This is a genomic window from Actinocorallia lasiicapitis (assembly GCF_054778695.1).
In genome coordinates this window covers 1-4,475 of record NZ_BAAGZI010000446.1, presented here as the reverse complement: position 1 = coordinate 4,475, position 4,475 = coordinate 1, and the positions used below count along the sequence as shown (strand labels likewise).

General features: G+C 73.3%; 4 protein-coding genes and 1 pseudogene. 3 read left to right on the top strand and 2 right to left on the bottom strand.

What is annotated here, in order from left to right; genetic code table 11:
* The 3 genes and pseudogenes from ACYVE7_RS29830 to ACYVE7_RS29820 all read left to right on the top strand — a co-directional run.
* Positions 1-181: pseudogene (locus ACYVE7_RS29830) on the top strand (hypothetical protein); the annotation flags it as partial.
* A 191-nt stretch (positions 182-372) separates the two neighbouring features.
* Entirely contained in the window at positions 373-1,191 is an 819-nt protein-coding gene (locus ACYVE7_RS29825) for an alpha/beta fold hydrolase (protein ID WP_460369349.1), read from the top strand.
* Positions 1,188-2,429 (top strand): cytochrome P450, encoded by a 1,242-nt coding sequence (locus ACYVE7_RS29820; protein WP_460369347.1) that lies wholly within the window; start codon positions 1,188-1,190, stop codon positions 2,427-2,429. The genes ACYVE7_RS29825 and ACYVE7_RS29820 overlap by 4 nt, the downstream gene beginning before the upstream one ends.
* Positions 2,430-2,680: 251 nt before the next feature.
* On the opposite strand, the gene ACYVE7_RS29815 is transcribed toward ACYVE7_RS29820, so the two are convergent.
* Positions 2,681-3,211 carry a hypothetical protein gene (locus ACYVE7_RS29815; protein ID WP_460369346.1) on the bottom strand — a complete coding sequence of 177 codons (531 nt, stop codon included), beginning with the start codon at positions 3,209-3,211 and terminating at the stop codon, positions 2,681-2,683.
* A 52-nt stretch (positions 3,212-3,263) separates the two neighbouring features.
* The coding region (locus ACYVE7_RS29810) for a hypothetical protein (protein WP_460369345.1) at positions 3,264-4,475 on the bottom strand (1,212 nt) is incomplete at its 5' end.

Sequence of the window (4,475 nt, the reverse complement as noted above, 5' to 3'; positions counted from 1 at the left end):
CCGCCTCCGCGCCCTGTCCGCCGCCGCCCTCACCCCCGCCCTCGACCAGGCCCTGCACGACACCGAGCTCCGCGCCCGCGCCCACGAACTCGGCCTCCGCATCCGCTCCGAGGACGGCACCGGCCGCGCCCTCACCCTCCTGTCCGACCTCCTCCAACCCCGACTGGCGGCCCTCCGATGACCCCGTCCGACAGGCCCGACCAGCCGACGCCGCAGCACACGGGACCAGCAGGCACGATCCCGCCGTTGGATGAGGAGTTCGAGCAGCAGACGCCGCAGCACCCAGGACCGGCGGGCACGATCACGCCGTTGAGTGAGGGGTCCTCGCAGCAGACGCCTCAACACCCGGGGACGGTGGGGGTGGTTTTGCCGTTGGGTGAGGGGTTTGAGCGGCACACGGTGGGGGTGCGGCGGGGCGTGGTGCAGGCGTTGCGGTATCCGGCTGTGGGTGGGGTGCGGGGCGTTGTGGTGATGACGCCGGGGTATTTCGGGACTAAAGAGGATTTTCGGCTGGTCATGCCGGGGTTGGCGGCGGGCGGGTACGAGTGCTGGGCGTACGACTATGTCGATCAGTTCGCTGAGGCGGGGCTGGACGCGAGCGGCGAGTACACGGTGGAGCTGCTCGCTGGGGACCTGGCGGAGCTGGTCGGCGGGCGGCGCGTCCATTATGTGGGGCACTGTCTGGGCGGGCTGGTGGCGCGGCACGCCGTCGTCGACGCGCCGGGCTCCGCGCTCAGCCTCACCCTGCTCTGCGCGGGCCCCCATCTGCGGGAGCTCAAGCACAAGGCGATGTGGCTGGGCGTCGACAAGATGCTGCAGGACGGCGGGCTGATGAACCTGTGGCCGACGATCCGGCGGCTCCTCCCCCAGGACGACGTGATCCTCGGCCGGTTCTGGCAGAACAAGCTCGCCACGATGAACCCCGCGTTCGTCCAGGGCACCGCCGACTCGATGCGCGCCGCGCCCGACCTCACCGACGCGCTCCGCGACACGGGCGTGCCGGTGCTCGTCGGCTACGGTTCGCGGGACCGGCGGCTCTGGTCGCAGGACACCTACCACGCGATGGCCGAGCGGCTCGGCGCCCGCGAGCAGGTGTTCAAGGGCGCGGCGCACAGCCCGAACCTGGAGACCCCGGACGCGAACGTGGCCGCGCTGCTGGAACTCTGGGCGAACGTCGAGGTCCCGGCATGACACTGCTCGCGCCGGAGAACACCGGCCAGGAAGCGCTGCGGCTGTTCCTGAAGATGGTGCGGCCGCGCCCGCACGCCGACCCGTACCCGATGTACGCGCGGCTGCGGGAGCTCGCGCCGCTCCACACGATCCGGCTGCCGGGGCTCGCCGCCACCTACGTCGCGACCACCCACGCCGAGGTGTCGGAGCTGCTGCGCCGCAGGGAGTTCGGCCCGCTCACCCCCGGCCATCTGGACGTCCTGTCGCCGAGCTGGCGCGAGCACCGGTTCGTCCGCTGCATGTACGGCTCCATGGCGTTCACGCACGGCCGGGAGCACCGCCCCCGGCGCGCCCTGGTCTCCGACGACTTCAGCGCGCGCCGCACCGACACGTGCCGTCCCGCGCTCGTCCAGTCCGTCGACCGGGTCCTCGACGGCCTGGACGGCGAGTGCGACCTCGTCGAGTCGCTGGCGCTGCCGTTCGCCGCCGAGACGATCGGCGCGGCCCTCGGGATGCCCGTCCCGGTGGCCTTGGAGCTGGGCCGGGAGTTGCGGATCGCGGGCAACGTCTTCGAGCCGCTGGCCTCGGCGCGGCAGCGCGCCGCTGAACTCGCCGCGGGCACGGTCCTCGCGGACGGTTTCGCTGAGCTGCTCGCCGACCGGCGCCGCTCCCCCCGCACCGACCTGCTCACCTATCTGGCGCTCCACCACCACGACGATGAGGAGGAAGCGCTGACCCAGGCGCTGCTGCTGTTCGCCGCGGGTTTCGACTCGCCCGTCAGCATGGTGGGGCTCGGCACGCTCCTGTTCCTCGACCACCCCGACCAGGCGTGGCTGCTCCGCACCGATCCGACGCTGGCCCGCACCGCCGCCGAGGAGGTCCTGCGCTACGAGCCGCCCGTCCAGCTCGCCGTCCGAGCCGCCTACACCGACACGGAACTCGCGGGCACCCCGATCCCGGCAGGCGGCGTCGTCTTCGGCCTGCTGGCCTCAGCCAACCGCGACCCGCAAGCCTGCCCCGACCCCGACCTCTTCGACATCACCCGCCCCCCGATCCGCACCCTCACCTTCGCCGCCGGCGTCCACTACTGCCTGGGCGCCCCCCTGGCCCGCCTCCAGGCCGAAGTCCTCTTCCCCCGCCTCCTCCGCCGCTTCCCCGACCTCCACCCCACCACCACCCCCCACTACCGAGCCCCCGGCTCCATGCTCCGCGGCCTCGACCACCTCCCCCTCAACCTGGGCCGCCCCCACCTCCCCTAGCCACGAAACCGCTCCCGACTCCACGCCCCATGGCCACGGCACCTGCCGGTGGGCCGCCCGCACCAGCCCCAGACGCAACCCGCTAGCGCCCCGGCCGCACGTTCCGCGACCTCGACCACCTCCCGTGAACCTGGGCCGCCCCTCCTACCCTGGGCGGAACCGCTGCCGTGTCCCGGGCTGCGCGCTCCGATCGGCTGGGTGAGGCTCTGCGGTGTCGGCCGGGCTGTGGGGCGGGGGGTTCTGGTCGTGGGTCAGGGGGTGGGTGTTGGTTCTGGGGGGACCAGCGGGTTCATCGTCTCGAAGTAGACGGTGTCGGTGGCCGGGTCCAGGGAGAAGGTGCCTGGGTAGAGGTCGCGGGTCAGGGAACTGTCGAAGGAGGTGCTGCGGAACCAGCGGGCGTGTTCGGGTGTGAACGGGGTGAGGGCGGCGGGGATCTCGTCCGGTTCCGTGCGGTGGAAGGACCAGTGCGGGGCGGCCAGAAGCGTGGTGACCGTGCCTGGCTTCAGCCGGGCGAAGCCCACGACGCGCACGTCGGAGGGGCCCGGGACGGTGATCCGGTCGGCGGGGTCCGGTTCGGGGCCGAGCGTGGTGCCGAGCCAGTGCGGGTCGGTCAGGGGGCCGAGCGCGGCGAATCGGCGTTCCAGTGGTTCGCGGTCGGTTCTGACCTTCGGGGTCGGGGTCGGCTTGGCGGTGTCGGGGGCTCGTTCGGGGGTGCAGGCCGTGAGCAGCAGGGTCGCGGCGAGGGCGAGGGCGAGGGCGACGCGGCGTCCAGGGGCTGTCATGACGTCTCCCGGGCTTTTGGGGGCCGGGATTGATCGTAGACGCCGGGGGTGGTCAGGCGGAGCGGGCGCGGTTGGGGGCCTGGTCGGTGGGGTGGGTGGGGGAGGCTACGACGAGGAGGCGGACTTCTTCGTCGTGGGGGCGGTCCTCCAGGGCGAGGGTGAGGAGGTGGGAGAGGAGGTCGGGGACGGCTGCGGGGTACCAGCCGGTCGGGGGGGTGGCTTCGGCGCCGAGTTCGGATTCCCAGCGGGCTACCTCGGAGTCGGGGTAGGGCCAGGCGGGGAGGGCGGTGCGGAGACGGATCTCGCGGACCGTGGCGGCGATCTCGGCGGCCTTGCGGTGGGTGTGGCGGGACAGGCCCAGGACCAGGAACGCTAGGCGGGCGCCGGTCAGGGAGTCCTGCTGTTCGACGCAGCGGCGCAGGCCGCGCAGGGTGTGCGACCAGGCGGCCTCGAGGTCGCCGTCCAGCCGGGCGGCGTGCGCGAACGCCTCCTGGAAGTCGGGCAGGACCGCGAGGGTCTGGGAGCGGCGGATCAGTTCCTCACCCCGATGCAGGGCGATCTTGGTGCCGACGAGGTCGCCCTTGACCATGAGCGCCCAGCCCTCGGCGAGCAGGGCCTGCGCGCCGACCAGGCCGCCCCTGGCGGTCAGGGCGGCGGTACGGGCGAGGGTGGCGTCGGGGTCGACGACCCGCAGATGGACGAGGGCGGCGTGCTCGGGATGCGACAGCGGCCCCGCCTCCTCGGCCTCCTCGATCAGGGCGAGCGCCTGGACGTCGCGGCCCAGCCACGCGAACGCCAGCGCCAGGAACGGCAGGGTGCCGGTGAGGGCGCGCGGGTCACCGGACGCGCGTGCCTCGGCGGCGGCACTGTTGACCAGCACCTCGATACTCGGATGGACCTCGGTCAGGTCGAGGGCGACGATATGGCTGAGCACTTCGGCGCGGCGGCGCAGCCCCTCCGGGCTCAGATCGAACAGGGCGACGGCCCGGTCGAAATGCGGGCGCGCCTTGGCCGGACGTCCCATCCGCATCTGGAGCCGGCCCGCGCGCAGGTTCAGCAGCCCGCACAGATGCTGCGGCAGGCCCGCCGGATGTTCCAGGGCCCGCAACGCCCAGTTGAGGACGGGTTCCGCCCCGGCCTCGCCGTCGGTGAACACCCGCCAGCCCGCGTCGATGAGTTCCGCGCCCGCCTGGACGGTCGCGGGGCCGCTGCCGGGCCGCAGCGCCCACGACAGGGCGGCGAGGGCGTCGGCGGTGGAGGAGGT

Coding starts and splice junctions, on each gene's coding strand:
- ACYVE7_RS29820 (WP_460369347.1), top strand. CDS start 1,188: ATGACACTGCTCGCGCCGGAGAACACCGGCCAGGAAGCGCTGCGGCTG.
- ACYVE7_RS29815 (WP_460369346.1), bottom strand. CDS start 3,211: ATGACAGCCCCTGGACGCCGCGTCGCCCTCGCCCTCGCCCTCGCCGCG.